The sequence below is a fragment of the Nocardioides sp. NPDC006273 genome, assembly GCF_040613495.1.
In the GTDB taxonomy this organism is placed as follows: Bacteria; Actinomycetota; Actinomycetes; order Propionibacteriales; family Nocardioidaceae; genus Nocardioides.
This window is the reverse complement of the sequence record NZ_JBEXSD010000003.1, coordinates 24,341-39,417: the sequence shown is the minus strand read 5'-3', so window position 1 is coordinate 39,417 and position 15,077 is coordinate 24,341. Positions and strand designations below refer to the sequence as shown.

18 protein-coding genes are annotated in these 15,077 nt (G+C 69.6%); 13 read left to right on the top strand and 5 right to left on the bottom strand.

Annotation, left to right across the window (positions count from 1 at the left end):
* Nucleotides 1-57 precede the first annotated feature (57 nt).
* On the bottom strand, nucleotides 58-525 hold the full coding sequence (locus tag ABZZ22_RS02180) for a class I SAM-dependent methyltransferase (RefSeq protein WP_354926348.1): 468 nt from the start codon (nucleotides 523-525) through the stop codon (nucleotides 58-60).
* A 214-nt stretch (nucleotides 526-739) separates the two neighbouring features.
* Between ABZZ22_RS02180 and dapB the strand changes: the two genes are divergently transcribed.
* On the top strand, nucleotides 740-1,486 hold the full coding sequence (gene dapB, locus ABZZ22_RS02175; RefSeq protein ID WP_354926346.1) for a 4-hydroxy-tetrahydrodipicolinate reductase: 747 nt from the start codon (nucleotides 740-742) through the stop codon (nucleotides 1,484-1,486).
* Nucleotides 1,487-1,511: 25 nt separating this feature from the next.
* Here the strand turns inward: dapB and ABZZ22_RS02170 are convergent, their stop codons facing one another.
* Genes ABZZ22_RS02170 through ABZZ22_RS02160 form a run of 3 tightly spaced genes read right to left on the bottom strand, consistent with a single transcriptional unit; the run spans nucleotide 1,512 to nucleotide 4,272 of the window.
* Entirely contained in the window at nucleotides 1,512-2,162 is a 651-nt protein-coding gene (locus ABZZ22_RS02170) for a GerMN domain-containing protein (protein WP_354926344.1), read from the bottom strand.
* Entirely contained in the window at nucleotides 2,159-3,550 is a 1,392-nt protein-coding gene (locus tag ABZZ22_RS02165) for a HAMP domain-containing sensor histidine kinase (RefSeq protein WP_354926342.1), read from the bottom strand. The genes ABZZ22_RS02170 and ABZZ22_RS02165 overlap by 4 nt, the downstream gene beginning before the upstream one ends.
* Nucleotides 3,547-4,272, bottom strand: a complete 726-nt coding sequence (locus ABZZ22_RS02160) for a response regulator transcription factor (RefSeq protein ID WP_354926340.1) — start codon at nucleotides 4,270-4,272, stop codon at nucleotides 3,547-3,549. Before ABZZ22_RS02160 ends, ABZZ22_RS02165 begins: the two co-directional genes overlap by 4 nt.
* A gap of 124 nt (nucleotides 4,273-4,396) precedes the next feature.
* Here ABZZ22_RS02160 and ABZZ22_RS02155 point away from each other — a divergent pair, with 124 nt between their 5' ends.
* Entirely contained in the window at nucleotides 4,397-4,741 is a 345-nt protein-coding gene (locus tag ABZZ22_RS02155) for an STAS domain-containing protein (RefSeq protein WP_292646194.1), read from the top strand.
* Complete coding sequence (locus ABZZ22_RS02150) at nucleotides 4,741-5,127, top strand: hypothetical protein (RefSeq protein WP_354926338.1); 387 nt, start codon at nucleotides 4,741-4,743, stop codon at nucleotides 5,125-5,127. Before ABZZ22_RS02155 ends, ABZZ22_RS02150 begins: the two co-directional genes overlap by 1 nt.
* Nucleotides 5,128-5,134: 7 nt before the next feature.
* On the opposite strand, the gene ABZZ22_RS02145 is transcribed toward ABZZ22_RS02150, so the two are convergent.
* The gene (locus ABZZ22_RS02145; RefSeq protein WP_354926336.1) at nucleotides 5,135-5,719 is read right to left on the bottom strand and encodes a DUF3043 domain-containing protein; all 585 of its coding nucleotides are present in this window, start codon (nucleotides 5,717-5,719) and stop codon (nucleotides 5,135-5,137) included.
* 252 nt (nucleotides 5,720-5,971) lie between these two features.
* On the opposite strand from ABZZ22_RS02145, the gene ABZZ22_RS02140 reads away from it, so the two are divergent.
* The 10 genes from ABZZ22_RS02140 (at nucleotide 5,972) to ABZZ22_RS02095 (ending at nucleotide 15,017) form a co-directional block, all read left to right on the top strand.
* Nucleotides 5,972-6,754 carry a PspA/IM30 family protein gene (locus ABZZ22_RS02140; RefSeq protein WP_354926334.1) on the top strand — a complete coding sequence of 261 codons (783 nt, stop codon included), beginning with the start codon at nucleotides 5,972-5,974 and terminating at the stop codon, nucleotides 6,752-6,754.
* Nucleotides 6,751-7,029 carry a hypothetical protein gene (locus ABZZ22_RS02135; RefSeq protein ID WP_354926332.1) on the top strand — a complete coding sequence of 93 codons (279 nt, stop codon included), beginning with the start codon at nucleotides 6,751-6,753 and terminating at the stop codon, nucleotides 7,027-7,029. The genes ABZZ22_RS02140 and ABZZ22_RS02135 overlap by 4 nt, the downstream gene beginning before the upstream one ends.
* Before the next feature lie 10 nt (nucleotides 7,030-7,039).
* On the top strand, nucleotides 7,040-7,948 hold the full coding sequence (gene htpX, locus ABZZ22_RS02130; protein ID WP_354926330.1) for a zinc metalloprotease HtpX: 909 nt from the start codon (nucleotides 7,040-7,042) through the stop codon (nucleotides 7,946-7,948).
* A 17-nt stretch (nucleotides 7,949-7,965) separates the two neighbouring features.
* Nucleotides 7,966-8,553 carry a hypothetical protein gene (locus ABZZ22_RS02125; RefSeq protein WP_179657085.1) on the top strand — a complete coding sequence of 196 codons (588 nt, stop codon included), beginning with the start codon at nucleotides 7,966-7,968 and terminating at the stop codon, nucleotides 8,551-8,553.
* A gap of 104 nt (nucleotides 8,554-8,657) precedes the next feature.
* Nucleotides 8,658-9,383, top strand: coding sequence for a response regulator transcription factor (locus ABZZ22_RS02120; RefSeq protein WP_354926327.1), 726 nt, complete (start codon nucleotides 8,658-8,660; stop codon nucleotides 9,381-9,383).
* 101 nt (nucleotides 9,384-9,484) lie between these two features.
* Nucleotides 9,485-10,903: an ATP-binding protein gene (locus tag ABZZ22_RS02115; RefSeq protein WP_354926325.1), complete on the top strand. Its 1,419-nt coding sequence runs from the start codon at nucleotides 9,485-9,487 to the stop codon at nucleotides 10,901-10,903.
* A 109-nt stretch (nucleotides 10,904-11,012) separates the two neighbouring features.
* Complete coding sequence (locus ABZZ22_RS02110) at nucleotides 11,013-11,780, top strand: ABC transporter ATP-binding protein (RefSeq protein WP_354926323.1); 768 nt, start codon at nucleotides 11,013-11,015, stop codon at nucleotides 11,778-11,780.
* Entirely contained in the window at nucleotides 11,780-13,129 is a 1,350-nt protein-coding gene (locus ABZZ22_RS02105; RefSeq protein WP_354926321.1) for an FtsX-like permease family protein, read from the top strand. Before ABZZ22_RS02110 ends, ABZZ22_RS02105 begins: the two co-directional genes overlap by 1 nt.
* A gap of 17 nt (nucleotides 13,130-13,146) precedes the next feature.
* Nucleotides 13,147-14,379: a histidine kinase gene (locus ABZZ22_RS02100; RefSeq protein WP_354926319.1), complete on the top strand. Its 1,233-nt coding sequence runs from the start codon at nucleotides 13,147-13,149 to the stop codon at nucleotides 14,377-14,379.
* Nucleotides 14,376-15,017: a response regulator transcription factor gene (locus tag ABZZ22_RS02095; protein ID WP_354926617.1), complete on the top strand. Its 642-nt coding sequence runs from the start codon at nucleotides 14,376-14,378 to the stop codon at nucleotides 15,015-15,017. Before ABZZ22_RS02100 ends, ABZZ22_RS02095 begins: the two co-directional genes overlap by 4 nt.
* The last annotated feature ends 60 nt before the right edge of the window (nucleotides 15,018-15,077 follow it).

Genomic DNA, 15,077 nt, shown 5'->3' with positions numbered 1-15,077 from the left:
CCATTCGGCGTCCGAAAGCGACGCTTCGACGTCAGAAAGTGACGTCTCGGCGTGGGGTTAACGCTTGCCGATGATCCCGACGGCGGCCGGGACCTTGGAGTCGACGATGGAGACTCGGAAGCCGGCGTCGGCCAGGGCCTTGCTCGCCTTCTCGATGATCTCGGGGACCTGCTCACGCTGAGTGGCCTCGTAGAAGAGGTTGACGGTGCCGCCGGGGAGCACGCGCTCGTGGAGCAGCGCGATCTCGGCGGATGCGTCACGCACCCAGAACAGGTTGACGTTGAACGCGAAGACCTTCGTGAGCCGCTTGACCGGGACCCGCAGCGTTGCGAGGTCGATCTGGCGGACCGTGAGGCGTCCTGCCTCCAGGTACTTCGCGCAGCGTCGCTTCGTACGATCGACGCCCGACTCCGAGCGATCGATCGCAAATAGTTTTCCGGTCTCCAGCCGGCTACAGATCAGCTCGGCACCAGCCCCCGGGCCACAGCCGATCTCAAGGACATGATCGTTCGGTTGAATGTCCATGAAATCAACGGCCCAACGGATCCGAGCAGGGATCGTCTGCACCACCATGGGGCCAAGACTGCCAGATCCACCTACGGTTCCGCTCACAGCCCCTTCGACAAGCTCAGGACATCGCCTCGCGAAATGTTCACCGGATAGCGGTAGATCGTTGCTGGAGCGTGAACTATGCGGTCGGTCGCGTCCTCCGGGGCCGCTTCGCATAAGGTTGGTCGCCATGATCAAGGTGGCTGTGCTCGGTGCAGGTGGCAAGCTCGGTTCGGCGGTCTGCGAGGCGGTCGAGTCCGCCGCTGACCTGGAGCTGGTGGCGCGGATCGGTCGCGGCGACGAGCTTTCGACGATCACCGACGCGGGAGCCGAGGTTGCTGTCGACGTCACCACTCTCGAGGCGGTGATGGGCAACGCGGAGTTCTGCCTGTCCCACGGCGTGCACACCGTGATCGGCACCTCGGGCTTCGGCCCCGACCGCGTCGAGCAGCTCGAGGCCTGGCTGGCCGAGGCTCCGGGGGTCGGCGCGATGGTCGTCCCCAACTTCTCGGTCGGCGCTGTGCTGATGATGCGTTTCGCCGAGCTCGCGGCCGCTCACTTCCCGTCCGTGGAGATCGTCGAGACCCACCACGAACGGAAGGCCGACGCTCCTTCGGGTACGGCCCGCAGGACCGCTGAGCTCGTCGCTGCCGCGCGTCGGGAGGCCGGGGTGGCCCCGGCGCCGGACGCGACCACTTCGTCCCTCCAGGGGGCCCGTGGCGCCGCTGTGGAGGGCATCCCGGTCCACTCGCTGCGGATGTCCGGCTCGATCGCGCACCAGGAGGTCGTCCTCGGCGGTGTCGGCGAGCTCCTGACCATCCGCCACGACTCGCTCTCGCACGCCTCCTTCGCTCACGGCGTGCTCGCCGCGATCCGCGGCATCGGCTCGCGTCCTGGGCTGACGATCGGCCTGGAGGACGTGCTCGGGCTCCGCTGAGGGCCGCTCAGGGCTGCTGGCGGCCTCAGCTCGGGCAGAGGTCCCGGCGTCGTAGCAGTTCGTCCTTGGGCGGCTCGGCAGGGTCGGCCAGCAGGCTGCGGTAGTCGGCGTGGCGCAACGGCCCGTCGGCGAGCTCGCCCGACGACTTCGGCACCTGCAGCGGCTCGGCGTCGTACTCCATCTTCACCCGGTCCACGCCGGGAATCGAGGTCAGCGACAGCACCGTCTGCGCGGTGGCGAGCACCACCCGGTTGGTGGCGATCGTGTCGTCGGTGGAGATGCGGAGGTGGGCGGTGCGGTCGCTGATCTCCACGAGCTCCAGCCATCCCTCCGGGGGCAGGGCGGTGCCGAGGCCCGAGGCCAGGTCGACCTGCGACGGTCCGCCGCCGAGCTGGCTGAGGATTTTCTCCGCGACACCGTCGACGGTCTCGGAGCAGAAGCTGGCGGTGGGGCGGCTGACGAGACGGTCCTCGCCGTTGACCCAGTAGAGCCGCGGCCCGGCGGCACCGTGCGCTGCGCCCGGTTCGACGGCGGCAGCGTCGTCGAGCAGATGGTAGGGGACCTCGGCGGGATCGACAGTCTGCACCTCGTCGCTGCTCGGGACTCCGCAGGCGGGAGTTCCAGCCAGCAGCAGTCCGGCGAGCAGCGCCGCCCATGACGTACGCGCCGTCCTCATGTGACCTCCCGGCCCGAGACGGTCCGCGCCGTGGGCGCGATGGGAAGCGAGAGCACGAAGTCCGCGCCGCTCGGCTCGGTATCGCGACACCAGACCGAGCCGTCGTGCAGCTGAGCGGTCCGCTCCACGATGCTCAGGCCCAGCCCGCTCCCGGTCGTCGTGCCCCGCGCCCCCAGCCGGGAGAACCGGTCGAAGATGTGCTCGCGCGACGCGACGGGTACGCCGGGCCCGGAGTCCGCGACGTGGATCTCGGCATCGCCGCGGCGCGCGGTGGCACGCACCGAGGTGAGGCCGCCGCCATGGGTCTCGGCGTTGCGGACGAGGTTGGCCAGGGCTCGGTGCAGCTGGAGCCGATCGCCGTAGATCTCCAGGTCGTCGGGGACGTCGATGACGACATCGTCGCCGATGCCGTTGTCGGCGAGAGTCGCGGCGACGAGATCGGCAACTCTCAGCACCTCCCACTCCGACTCCCGCACGCCCGCGTCGAGGCGGCCCAGCGCGATGAGGTCCTCGAGTGCCCCGCGGAACCGTTCCAGCTCGCCGGCCATCAGGCCCACCGCGGTCGCGGAGCTGGGGGAGAGGTGCTTGTCGCCCTGCAGGACGCCGAGGCTCGTGGTGAGGGTGGCCACCGGCGTACGAAGCTCGTGACTGACATCGGCGGCGAAGCGGGCATCGTGGTCGAGGCGCTCGACCACGGTGTCGACCATGGTGTTGAACGACCCGGTCAGGGTCGACAGGTCGGGGTCGTCGGTCGCCTCGACTCGGGTGTCGAGCTCTCCGGCGGAGATCCGCGCTGCGGCCAGGGCGACCTGGCGCAGCGGCCGCAGCACCCGCCGGGCGGCGTACCAGCCGAGCACGCCGCCGGCGATGGTGGTGACCGCCGCCGAGATGGCGAGCGCGTAGCCCATCGTGTCGAGGGTCTCGCTGAGCTCCTTGGCATAGGTGACCTCGTAGTAGTCGGCGTCCACCCCCTTGAGCGGGACCCCGACGACGATGTTGGGCCGGTCGCCGGTGTCGTTCCAGGTCAGCGCGACGTCTCCCGCCTGGACGCTCGAGGCGACGTCGCTGGTGGCGTCGTGGACCTGGGTGGTGAGGTCGGAGGAGTACCACTGGCCGTCCTTGTGGACGAACACCGTGGTCCGGCTCGGCTGGGCGATCTCGGCGAGAACCTCGGCGACGTTGACCCCGTTCGTGCGCAGCCGTTCCTTGACGAGAGCGGCGTCGATGTAGGCCTGCTGCAGGGCGTTCCGCTCACGCTGCGCGATCAGGTAGTGACGCGCCGAGAAGTAGGTGCTGAAGGCGAGGATCAGGCTGATCAGCAGCGCGCCGGCCGCGAACGCCGCCACGACGTTGGCGCGGAGGCCGCGCCGACTCGGTCTCCGGTTCATCGCGGGTCCAGCCGGTAGCCCAGGCCGCGGACGGTGGAGATGACGCCGCCGGCCTCCGGGTCGGCGTCGACCTTGTTGCGCAGACGGCTGACGTGCACGTCGACGACCCGGACGTCTCCGTGATGGCCCTCGGGCCACATCTGGTTGACCAGGTTCTCGCGAGTCATCACCCTGCCGGGGCTGTTCGTCAGCGCGAGCAGGAGCTTGAACTCCGTGCTGGTCAGGTGCAGGTCCTCGGCGCCCCGGCGGAGGGTCGCGGCCTCCGGGTCGAAGACCAGCGGGCCATCGGTCGAGTCGAGCACGATGCCGCTGGCAGGGGCGTAGCCGCCCTGGGCCGGGATGAGGGGAAAGTCCGGGCGCCGCAGCGCGGCGCGGATCCGGGCCCTGACCTCGGCCACGTCGAACGGCTTGCGGACGTAGTCGTCGGCACCTGCCTCCAGGGCGGTGACCACGTCCTTGGCGCCGTCGCGGGCGCTGATCACGATGATCGGTGCGGTCGTTCGGGGGCGCACGCTCCGGATGAAGGTGAACCCGTCGATGCCGCCGAGCATCAGGTCGACGAGCATCACGTCGAACGGCTCCTGGGCGTCGAGATCGAGGGCGATCTCGGCGTCGTCGGCTTCGCCGACCGCGTACCCCTCCTGCTCGAGGAAGAGCCGAAGGGAGGTACGCAGCCCGTAGTCGTCCTCCAGGATGAGCACTCGCTTTGCTGCCTCTTGCACGTCCCGCATCGTCTCATCCGAACGGCCGGGACACAGAGCCGTCGCGGTCCGCCGGCCGGAAGTGACACGGAACTGACATGAAATTGCGAAAGGACCTCCACACACCGTAGGCAGGGTTGACGGCATGAGCGAGGCGGAGTTCTACCCGATGGACGAGACCATCATCGTGCCGTTCTCGGACGCGACCTGTCTGCGAGCGATCCACAACCTGCGCTGGCGGTTGGCGGAGATGCTCGTGGGTGGTCCCGAGGCGGTCGTGGTCGACCTGACGGGTCTGACCGGGTTCTCGTCGACGACCATCGCGGCGCTGCTGTGGGCAAAGCGTCGCTGCGGGTCGAGGGGCGTGCCGCTTCGTCTCCGCAACGCGGATCCGGCGCTCGCCGGTCAGCTCCGCCGAGCCGGTCTCGACACCATCTGGGACATCCAGACGGCTCCGGCCGCATCCACCCCCACCCGAAAGGCCAACTGATGAGCAACGTCTACGAGACAGAACGCGAGCAGGCATTCGATCTGCTGACGCCGGACCAGGCGATGAACCAGGTGCGGGCGTGGACCGACTCACGGGTCGTCGGCGACCGCGCCGCCAACCGGCTCGAGGTCCTCGCCGCATTCGGCGTCCACGTGGCCATCTCGAACCTTCCCGGCGAGATCTGGGTGAAGATGGCGTGGCGTACGCCGACCCGGGTCGAGCTCTCCACCATCTGGACGCTCACCTCGATGCCGGCGTCCGCCCCCGAGCCCTACGTGGCCGAGAAGCTCACCGACCTGGCCGGCTCGTGGAGCTTCCACGAGCGCGTCGGCGGGGCCAGCCTCGTCTGCGAGGTCGAGGACGTGCCTCGGCCCGACGACGCCTAGCCGGGGCTCAGTGGTAGTCGTCGGAGAGCTGCGAGCCGATCTTGACCTGCGGCTTGGGCATACGCAGGGGGCGGATCTGGATGGCCCGCATGATCGCGTAGTAGGTGGTGCCCTTGAGGTCGTTTTCGGGGAAGCGGCGCTTGAGCTCCTTGCGGAGCAGGAAGCGCAGCGTGATCAGGTTGATGATCACGGTGGCCATCACGACGAGCGTGAAGAGCTGGGAGTACATCGCCAGCTCGAGGCTGATGTAGGGCACCACCAACGCGATGATCAGCACCGGGAGCACGATCTCGGCGAAGGTGAACCGGGAGTCGATCCAGTCGCGGATGAAGCGCTTGACCGGGCCCTTGTCGCGCTGCGGCAGGTAGCGCTCGTCGCCGGTCTTCATCGCCTGGCGCATCTTGTCGCCGTGCTCGGCGCGCTGGGCGCGGTTGGCGGCGTTGATCTCCTTGCGCGTACGCGGTTGCTTGAGACGCGCCTTGCGAGCCGCTTCGGCTTCCTTGCGCGATGGGGTCGGGCGACCCTTGCCGGTCTCTTTGACCGGGGTCTCGGGCTCGACGACCTGCTGGGCGGGGGATTTGCGACCGAACAACGAAGGGACCTCTTACGTATCTGCTGAAGCGGGAGCTCGAGGCAAATGAGTCTTGCTGAAGCGGAGCCCGAAGCAAAAACAGTGTTGGCTAGGACACGTACAGGATATCCCGAGGGACCCGGACAACGAGTTTTGTGGACCCGGCCTAGGGTGAGAGGCAACACTTGTCCTAAGGACGACGAGAGTCCAGTGGCAAGCGACGACGCGGGGCGGCCGGCGGTCGGCTGCATATGAGAGGCGTAAAGGGAAGCGATGAGTGTGATGAAGCGGCTGAGCCTGGTCTTCAAGGCGAAGGCAAATAAGGCGCTCGACAAGGCCGAGGACCCACGGGAGGTGCTCGACTACAGCTACCAGAAGCAGCTTCAGATGCTGCAGCAGGTGCGTCGCGGCGTCGCGGACGTCGCGACCAGCCGCAAGCGCGTCGAGCTGCAGATCAACGGGCTCAAGCAGCAGTCCGACAAGCTCACCCAGCAGGCCCAGAAGGCCATCGAGATGAACCGCGAGGATCTCGCCCGCGAGGCGCTGACCCGCAAGTCCGGCCTCAGCCAGCAGATGAACGACCTGAGCACGCAGCTCGCCACCCTCCAGGGTGAGGAGGAGAAGCTCACCCTCGCCCAGCAGCGGCTGCAGGCCAAGGTGGAGTCCTTCCGCACGAAGAAGGAGACCATCAAGGCGACCTACACCGCCGCCGAGGCGCAGACCCGGATCAACGAGGCCGTCTCCGGCATCGGTGAGGAGATGGGTGACGTCGGCCTGGCGATGCAGCGTGCCGAGGACAAGACCCTCGAGATGCAGGCCCGTGCAGGTGCCGTCGACGAGCTGCTCTCCTCTGGTGCCCTCGACGACCTCACCGCAGGTCCGTCCGACGACATCACCCGTCAGCTCGACGCGCTGAGCTCCACCAGCGACGTCGAGGCCGAGCTCGCGGCTCTCAAGGGCCTCGGCTCCCCGCAGCAGACCCAGGCGCTGCCCGGTGGCGACAACAGCTCGCCGGTCATCGACGTCGACTCGACCGAGAAGAAGGCGGAGCAGTGATCGTTCGCATCCTAGGGGAGGGGCAGTACGACCTGGACGCCTCCGCGATCGACAAGCTCAACGAGCTCGACGCAGCCGTCGAGGCTGCCTGCCAGGGCACCGACGAGGCCGTCTTCGACGCGGCACTGGTGGCGCTGCTCGAAGGCGTGCGCTCGCTGGGCACCGCGCACCCGGTCGACGCGATCGACTCCTCCGACCTGATCCTGCCAGGCCCCGGCTCCACGCTCGCCGAGGTCTCCGAGATGCTCGGTGACGAGGGCCTCATCCCCGGTTGAGCCTGATCTGATGTCACGCTTCCAGGGGGATGCCGGGCTGACCGCCCGGATGACCACGGTGATGTTCCTGCTCGGCGCCCTCTTCGTCGGGCTCGTCGTCGCGCTGATGTTCGTGATGCCGGCGCAGTGGGCGCCGATCATCGGCATCGTCGGTCTCGGCATCGCCTGGTGGCAGTGGTACTCCTCCGACACCCTCGCGATGCGCGCCATGGGCGCGCGCGAGGTGTCGGTCCAGGAGGCGCCCGAGCTGCACGCGATGATCGACCGGCTGTGCACCCTGGCCGACATGCCGAAGCCGCGGGTCGGGATCGCCCACACCGACATGCCCAACGCCTTCGCCACCGGCCGCTCGCCCAAGCGGTCCGCCGTCGTGGTGACCACCGGCATCATGCAGCGGCTGAGCGCCGAGGAGCTGGAGGGCGTGCTCGCTCACGAGCTCTCCCATGTCGCCCACCGCGACGTGCTCGTGATGACGGTCGCCTCCTCTGCCGGCATCGTCGCCGGGATGCTGTCGCGGGGCTCTCGGTTCGGTGCGTACGCGGGTGCCGGCCGTCGCGGCAACAACAACGGCCCCCCGGTGTGGCTGGTGGTGCTGCTGGTCTCGCTGGCGGTCTACGCCGTGTCGTGGGTGCTGCTGCGGATGCTGTCGCGCTATCGCGAGCTGGCCGCCGACCGTGCCGGCGCGCACCTGACCATGAAGCCGGGCGCGCTGGCCAGCGCACTGCAGAAGATCACCGGCGACATCTCCGCGATCCCGAGCCGGGACCTGCGGTCCTCGCAGGCGATGAACGCGTTCTTCATCGCGCCGGCGATCAGCGGTCAGTCGCTGCGTACGCTGACCTCGACGCACCCCTCGCTGGAGCAGCGCCTGGAGCAGCTCGCCCGGATCGAGGCCGAGCTCGGCCGTCCGACGCAGTGACGACGTAAGGTCGCATCGTGGGTTTCTGGGATGTCATCACTGGTCGTACGCGACCGAAGCAAGCCAACCTCGACGCACTGTTCGCGGTGCCGACCGCTGCACTCACCATGCAGACCTCGCTCGGGCTGGTCCCGACAGGGGACGGCGCGGTCTGCTATCGCGCCGCCGCAGGGGCAGGGTTCGCCGGCACCCAGGACGACGTCGTCGAGCTGCTCGGTGCCTCCGAGGCCGCGCCGAAGGTGTCCACGAGCGTCGACGAGTTCGGCTTCACCTGGCTCAGCGTCGACCACGAGCCGCTGGACCCGGCCAACCCCGACATCACCGGCCTGGTCACCGATCTCCACGCGGTCAACACCACCTTGGAGATGAACGGCTTCGGGCCGGGGCTGCTGTGTTCGCTGATCGGCTTCGAAGGTGCCGACGGGCGCAGCGTGGGCCTCATCTACCTCTACAAGCAGGGCACCTTCTACCCCTTCGTCCCGACCGGTCCGCAGCAGCGCGACAACCTGCTCGAGATCAACGTCCGCACCGCGATCGAGGGCGACCTTCCGGTCGAGAAGGACCTCTCCCGCTGGCTCGCGGTCTGGGGCGCGCCCGGGCTCTGAGCCCGACCTGGTCCGGCCCGCACCCGGCAGATCGTCGGGGACTGCTTCGACACGCCACAGCGGCTTCACAAGCAACACACAGCAAACCGCCGCATGATGGAGTCATGACTGCTGGAGCACAGGACATGACCCGTCCCGACGGGTCGCCGCTACGGGTGCTCGTCGTCGACGACGAGGTGAACATCGCCGAGCTGATCGCGATGGCGCTGCGGTTCGAGGGCTGGGAGGTCACGATGGCCCACTCCGGCTCCAAGGCGGTCAGCGCGGCGAAGGAGACCTCGCCCGACGCGATCGTGCTCGACTGGATGCTGCCCGACTTCGACGGGCTCGAGGTCCTGCGTCGCGTACGCAGCACCCACCCGGTCGTACCCGTCTTGTTCCTCACCGCCAAGGACGCGGTCGAGGACCGGGTCGCCGGACTGACCGCGGGCGGTGACGACTACGTGACCAAGCCGTTCTCTCTCGAGGAGCTCGTCGCGCGGCTGCGCGGCCTGATGCGCCGCGCCGGGGCGACTCGGGTCGAGGAGCACTCGGTGCTCCGTGTCGGCGACCTCACGATGGACGAGGACTCCCGGGAGGTGCACCGCGCGGGGGAGGAGATCACGCTCACCGCGACCGAGTTCGAGCTGCTCCGCTACCTGATGCGCAACCCCCGCCGGGTGCTCTCGAAGGCACAGATCCTCGACCGCGTCTGGTCCTACGACTTCGGTGGTCAGGCCAACGTCGTCGAGCTCTACATCTCCTACCTGCGCAAGAAGATCGACGCCGGCCGGAAGCCGATGATCCACACGATGCGCGGCGCGGGCTACGTGCTGAAGGCGACTGAGTGAACGAGCGCCAGCGGCTGGGTGAACGAGCGCCAGCGAGCGAACCATCAAAGTCTCACGCGACCACGTCCGTACTCTGGCGCTTGCGCGACGGATGTGGTCGCGTGACCAGCCGGCTGAGCCGACTCCTCGCGCCGCTCACCTCACGGCTGGTCATCACCGCGGTCTCCTTGGTGCTGGTCGTCTCGCTGCTGATCGCCACCGTCGCCACCATCGCGTTGCGCGAGACCCTGCTGGACCGTTTGGACCGAGACGTACGCGACATGGCTCGGGGTGTGGCCGGGACGAGCCCGGGGGTTCAGTTCAACCTGGCCCCGAACTCGGTCTTCGCGGAGTTCCCCGAGAACGGCCGGGCCAGAGGCACGCTCGGCGACTTCGACCCGGACGAGGTGGAGACGCTCACCACAGACGATCTCGGTGCGCTGCGGGATGTGCGCGTCGACGCTCGTGCCTACAACGTCGAGCTGCCCGATCACGGCACCTACCGGGTGATCGCCCAGGCCGTCTTCAACACGAACACCGGCCAGACGTCGATCATCGTCACCGGCCACTCCACAGGTGAGGTCGAGAAGACCATCGGGAGCCTGATCTTCTGGGAGGCCCTGCTGACTCTCCTCGGCGTCCTGGCCGCCGCAGGCGTGGGCTACGTCGTCGTACGCCGCCAGCTCAGCCCGTTGCGAGAGGTCGCCGCCACCGCGCATGCCGTCGCCGGCCTCCCGATGTCCTCCGGCGAGGTCTCGGTGACCGACCGGGTCCCCGAGCGGCTCACCGACGAGGACACCGAGGTCGGTCAGGTCGGTGCCGCGCTCAACTCGCTGCTCGACCACGTCGAGACCTCCCTGGCCGAGCGTCACCGCAGCGAGCAGCAGGTACGCCAGTTCGTCGCCGACGCCTCCCACGAGCTGCGCACGCCGCTGACCACCATCCGCGGCTACACCGAGCTGGCCCAGCAGCGGCCGGAAGCGGTCCCGATGGCGCTCGGCAAGGTCGAGGAGGAGTCGCTGCGGATGACCACGCTGGTCGAGGATCTGCTCCTGCTCGCCCGCCTCGACCAGGGCCGCCCGCTCGCCCGCGAGTCGGTCGACCTGACCCGGCTGCTCCTCGAGGCCGTCGACGACGCCCGGGTCGTCGCCCCGTCGCACATCTGGCGGCTCGAGCTGCCGGCCGACGCCGACGCCGAGGTGATCCTCACCGGCGACGACCAACGACTCCATCAGGTGATCAGCAACCTGCTCACCAACGAGCGGCGGCACACGCCCGCCGGCACCACGGTCACCGTCCGCGTACGTCGTGACGGTTTCGATGTTCACGACGACGGACCGGGCTTCCCGCCGGATCTCGTCCCACGCGCCTTCGAGCGCTTCACCCGCGCCGACGAGGCCCGCCAGCGCGACGGCGGCGCCGGCCTCGGCCTGGCCCTGGTCCACGCCATCGTCACCGCCCACGGCGGCACGGTGAGGCTGACCAGCGTCCCTGGCGACACCACGATCGCCGTACGCCTCCCGTGCTCCTCCGACGGGTGAGGTGGGGATTTCCCTACCTGGGTCGGGTCCTTGAGCCCATCGTGGGCAAGCGACGCGTTCCTTAGCGTCGAAGGGTGACATCAGCCACCCGAACCCCAGGAGCCACCCCGTGACCACACCCGCACTCGAGGTCACCGGCCTCACCAGGACCTATGGCATCGGTGCCGCCGCGGTGACCGCGCTCAACGGACTCGACCTGGCCTGCGCGCCGGGCACGTTCACCGCCGTGATGGGGCCCTCCGGCTCCGGCAAGTCCACCTTCCTGACCTGCGCCGGAGCGCTGGAGCAGCCGACGGGCGGCCGGGTCCTCATCGCGGGCCAGGACGTCACCGAGCTGTCCGAGGCGCACCGGACCAGGCTGCGCCGTGAGCGGATCGGTTTCGTCTTCCAGGGGTTCCACCTGCTGCCCTACCTCACTGCCGAACAGAACGTCGCGCTGCCGCTGCGCCTCGCCGGAGGCCGGATCGACGCAGCGGCCCGCCGCCGGGTGCGCGAGCTGCTCGATCGGGTCGGCCTGGCCGAGCGCGCCGGCCACCTGCCAGGCCAGCTCTCCGGCGGCCAGCAGCAGCGGGTCGCGATCGCCCGGGCGCTGGTGACCGGTCCCGACATCGTCCTCGCCGACGAGCCCACCGGAGCCCTCGACTCCCACACGGCCGCCTCGGTGCTCACCCTGCTCCGGAGCCTCGTGCGCGAGCTCGGCGCGACCGTCGTGATGGTGACCCACGACCCCGTCGCCGCTGCGTACGCGGACAGCGTCGTCTTCCTCGTCGACGGCCGCACCGTGGGGCGGATGGACAACCCTGAAGCCGAGGTCGTCGCCGGTCAGATGGCACATCTCGACGAACTCACCGCACGCGCAGAGCGGGACCTGGTGTGATGTTCACCTTGGCAGTGCGCTCGCTGCGCCATCGCGGCATCGCCATGACCGCGACCTTCTTCGCGATCCTGCTGGGCGCGGTGGTGATGGGGTCGTTCACACCGCTGATCCAGGTCGCGCTCGCACCCGGTACGCCGACTGTCGAGCAGGAGACTCTGCTCATCCTCGGGGGAGTGGTCGAAGCCTGGGGCGCCGTCATCGCGCTCTTCTCGGTCGTCTCCACCGTCGGGATCACCGTGCGACAGCGCGAGGTCGAGATCGGTCTGCTCCGCACCATGGGGGCCGAGCCCCGTCAGGTTCGTTCGCTGGTGCGGGCCGAGACGCTCGTGGTCGCGCTCGTCGCCGCGGTCCTCGGTGCCCTCGTGGCCGACCGGACCAGCCGGTGGCTCCTCGACCTGCTGCAGTCCGGCGGCGTCGTCGGCGAGCAGGTCTCCCACTCGGGTGGCTGGGTCGCGCTCATAGCGACCGTCGTCCTGCTCCTGCTCGTCTCCGCGGCGGCCGCCGGGCTGGCCGGATCGCGGTCCTCACGGGGACCGGCGACGGTCGTTCTCGCCGAAGCGCGGACGGGCACCGGCCGGATCGCCTGGTGGCGCTGGGTGGTGGCGCTGCTCGCCGCCGTCCACACCACGACCATGATCGCGTTGACTCTTGCCGCGGGCAAAGACGCCGCTGATCCCTACGACGCGATGGCGACGACCGGTTCGCTCGGCCTGGTCGTCGCCGTGGGTCTCGCCGCGCTGGCACCGATGCTGCTGCGCGCAGGCAGCTGGCTGCTGCGGCCGCTGCTGACCGGGGCGAGCGGTCACCTGGCGGCGTACAACACCTCGCGGAGATCCCACCTGCTCGCCGGGGTGCTCGCGCCGGTGATGGTGCTCTCGGCGGCTGCGGTCAGCATCCTCATGCTGGTCGGGATGAATGAACGTACCCTGCCCACCGGACTGCCCCCGGGGATCACCGAGGGCCACGAGTCGATCAACCTGCTCAACAACGTGGTCGCCGCGATGATCTGCGCGTTCGCGGGGATCATGGTCATCAACGCTTTCGCGGCAGTCCTCGCCGATCGGCGTCCGGAGCTGCACACGTTGCGGCTGCTCGGTGCCACCCCTGGGCAGGTGCGTGGCTCCGTCCTCACCGAGGCTTGCATCGTCGCCGCGGTCGGCACCTTCGCCGGCCTGCTCGCGGCCCAGGCGACGATCGTCCCGTTCGCCTACGTCCGGGGTGAGGGCCTGGTTCCCGATGCACAGCTCTGGCTGCCGCCCCTGCTGATCGCCGGCGCCGTGGCGCTGACGCTGGCCTCCGCGGCCGGTGCGACGAGTCGGGCATTGCGCACGACGTCCGGCGTCCGCTGATGTCACACTCACTCCTGATGGCCGAGTGGGATGCACCGATCCGAAGCGTGCGACCGGAGCCGTTCAGCGGGCAGGCGCTCGTCGAGCGGCTCCGGCTGACCGGATTATCGCTGGGCTATGCCCTGATGATGGCCCCCGCGCTGACGATGGCCATCCTCACGCTGCTCTCGATCCCGCTCGGGCTGGCGTTCGGTGTCGGCATCGGGATCGCCCTGGGGGCGGTGCCCGCCACCCAGGCCGTCGCCGGCGTGCATCGCCGGGTGAGCGGGATGCTCCTCGGGGAGGCCATCCCCGAGGCGTACGTGGACCTGAGTGCGCTGCCGGTTCTCAGCCGGCCGTTCCGGTGGATCAGCGAGAAGGCGCGGTGGCGCGACTTCGCCTTCTGCTGCTTCTCGGCGACCGGTGGCTTCGTGCTCTCCGTGCTCCCCGCGGGGTTGTTGACCGTGCCGCTCACCTGGCTGATCCTGGGCCTCGCCGGCGCCACCTGGGCGGCTTGGCTGTTGGTCCTGGTCACCGGTCCGCTGCTGGTGGTGTGGTGGGTGGCGACGCCGGGCTTGGTTCGAGCGCGGGCGTTGGCCGATCGGGGCATCCTCGGTCAAGGGCAGGTCGCCGCGCTCGCCGCCAGGGTCGAGACGGTCGAGTCGACCCGTGCCGAGACCCTGGACCACTCGGCCGCCGAGCTGCGTCGCATCGAGCGCGACCTCCACGACGGCGCCCAGGCCAGGATCGCCGCCGTCGGGATGAGCGTCGGGCTGGCCGAGAAGCTGATGGCGAGCGACCCGGACGCCGCCGCCGCGCTGCTGCGCGAGGCCCGCGAGACCACGGTGTCCGCGTTGGAGGACCTGCGCGGAGTCGTACGCGGCATCCTGCCGCCCGTGCTCGCCGACCGTGGTCTCGTGGGAGCCGTCCAGGCCATCACCGCCGGACTGCCGTTGCCGGTCACCGTCGCCATCGAGCTGCCCGGCCGCCTGCCCGACCCGGTCGAGTCGGCGGCCTACTTCGCGGTGGCCGAGTGCCTGGCCAACGCGGTCAAGCACTCCGGTGCCGACCGGGCGTTCGTACGCGGCAGCCACAACGGGCAGCGGCTGCGGATCGTGGTCGGCGACAACGGCTGCGGCGGCGCCGACGGCACCGGACACGGGCTCTCCGGCGTGGCGACCAGACTGGCCGCCTTCGACGGCAGCGTCGAGGTCGAGAGCCCGCCCGGCGGACCGACTCTGATCGCTCTGGAGGTGCCTTGCCGGATCTGAGGGTGGTTCTGGCCGAGGACCAGGCGCTGCTCCGTGTCGGCCTCACCCGGATCCTCGAAGCGGGCGGGATCGAGGTCGTCGAGGCTGTCGACAACGCGCCCGCGCTGGCTCGGGCGCTGGTCCGGCCGGACGTGGACGCTGCGGTGGTCGACGTACGTCTTCCGCCGTCCTTCACCACCGAGGGCCTCACCGCCGCGATCGAGGTCAGACAGGCGCGGTCAGGGTTTCCGGTGCTGGTACTGAGCCAGTACGTCGAGCCGCTCTATGCGCGCGACCTGCTCGCCGGTGGAGAGGGCGCGGTCGGCTACCTGCTCAAGGACCGCGTCGCCGACGTCGATGCCTTCCTCGGGGCGGTACGCCAGGTCGCCGGCGGCGGGACCGTCCTCGACCCGGAGGTCGTCGCCGCGCTCCTCACCCGCCGGGAACGCCCCCTCGACCGGCTCACCGAGCGGGAGCGTGAGGTGATGACGCTGATCGCCGAGGGTCGCTCCAACGCCGCCATCGCCGCCCGGCTCTTCGTCACCGAGAAGGCGGTCGGCAAGCACATCAGCTCGATCTTCACCAAGCTCGACCTGCCTCAGGCGAGCGACGACAACCGTCGCGTGCTCGCTGTCCTGGCCTGGCTCAACGACACCTGACCGAGACGTCACTCCCGCCGGCCGAGACGTCACTGCGGTTGGTCGAGGCGTCATCGATGC

Bases quoted from the DNA above. Each gene is read 5' to 3' on its own strand.
- ABZZ22_RS02100 (WP_354926319.1), top strand. From the start codon at position 13,147: ATGGCCGAGTGGGATGCACCGATCCGAAGCGTGCGACCGGAGCCGTTC.
- ABZZ22_RS02150 (WP_354926338.1), top strand. From the start codon at position 4,741: ATGAGCAACGTCTACGAGACAGAACGCGAGCAGGCATTCGATCTGCTG.
- ABZZ22_RS02105 (WP_354926321.1), top strand. From the start codon at position 11,780: ATGTTCACCTTGGCAGTGCGCTCGCTGCGCCATCGCGGCATCGCCATG.
- ABZZ22_RS02180 (WP_354926348.1), bottom strand. From the start codon at position 525: ATGGACATTCAACCGAACGATCATGTCCTTGAGATCGGCTGTGGCCCG.
- dapB (WP_354926346.1), top strand. From the start codon at position 740: ATGATCAAGGTGGCTGTGCTCGGTGCAGGTGGCAAGCTCGGTTCGGCG.
- ABZZ22_RS02120 (WP_354926327.1), top strand. From the start codon at position 8,658: ATGACTGCTGGAGCACAGGACATGACCCGTCCCGACGGGTCGCCGCTA.
- ABZZ22_RS02170 (WP_354926344.1), bottom strand. From the start codon at position 2,162: ATGAGGACGGCGCGTACGTCATGGGCGGCGCTGCTCGCCGGACTGCTG.
- ABZZ22_RS02155 (WP_292646194.1), top strand. From the start codon at position 4,397: ATGAGCGAGGCGGAGTTCTACCCGATGGACGAGACCATCATCGTGCCG.
- ABZZ22_RS02165 (WP_354926342.1), bottom strand. From the start codon at position 3,550: ATGAACCGGAGACCGAGTCGGCGCGGCCTCCGCGCCAACGTCGTGGCG.
- htpX (WP_354926330.1), top strand. From the start codon at position 7,040: ATGTCACGCTTCCAGGGGGATGCCGGGCTGACCGCCCGGATGACCACG.
- ABZZ22_RS02140 (WP_354926334.1), top strand. From the start codon at position 5,972: ATGAGTGTGATGAAGCGGCTGAGCCTGGTCTTCAAGGCGAAGGCAAAT.